Source organism: Nonomuraea rosea (assembly GCF_039539705.1).
GTDB lineage: Bacteria > Actinomycetota > Actinomycetes > Streptosporangiales > Streptosporangiaceae > Nonomuraea > Nonomuraea rosea.
This window is the reverse complement of sequence record NZ_BAABDQ010000162.1, coordinates 1-613: the sequence shown is the minus strand read 5'-3', so window position 1 is coordinate 613 and position 613 is coordinate 1. Positions and strand designations below refer to the sequence as shown.

1 protein-coding gene is annotated in these 613 nt (G+C 43.9%); it reads left to right on the top strand.

From position 1 onward, the window contains the following. Positions 1-564 (top strand): YdbT family protein (locus ABEA43_RS67910; RefSeq protein ID WP_345581655.1); only part of this gene is annotated, 564 nt, incomplete at its 5' end. Positions 565-613: the final 49 nt, after the last annotated feature.

Genomic DNA, 613 nt, shown 5'->3' with positions numbered 1-613 from the left:
GTCAGATCCGTAAATACGGACGCGAATTTTGTGCTACAAAGGACCGGGCTGTGTCGAGTTCATATTCTCGCCTTAGGTTCAGCTAGTTCGAGCGTGCACATTGGTGCGATCTCAGAAGAGTTGGCGTCTCAAATTGCCAATTCAGTAAAATGTTCGTCGAAAAAAACAAAATCTCAAGAGAAGCCTGGTGCGCTGGAGCGTGAATTAGATTCGATTAATATTAATCGGCCATCAGGCGAAGTTTTTAAGTTGGCCCCAAGCCTATCCGCCAGTGACCATTTTGCGATAGGTTTTACATATGGAAAATTTATTCTCGTTGTTCCCGCCGTCGCAAGTGTTTTAACTCGTGTAATGGAGTTGCAGGGGATAGAGGTGGATCTGCTATCCGATTTGAGGACAATACAGAGTTGGGAACTGGGTCATAAAGTTGTCCTTGGTGCGCTCGTGACGTTGGCTGGGATAGCCTACGGTGGCGCCATGTCTGCCATTAAATATTACGGGTTTTGCCTGGAATACTCAGACGGTGAGATAATATATTCATTTTTTAATTTTTCTAACTCTTGAGCTTCACTTGTTGCGAAATTATATTGATCATCACGTGTGTGATAATCAT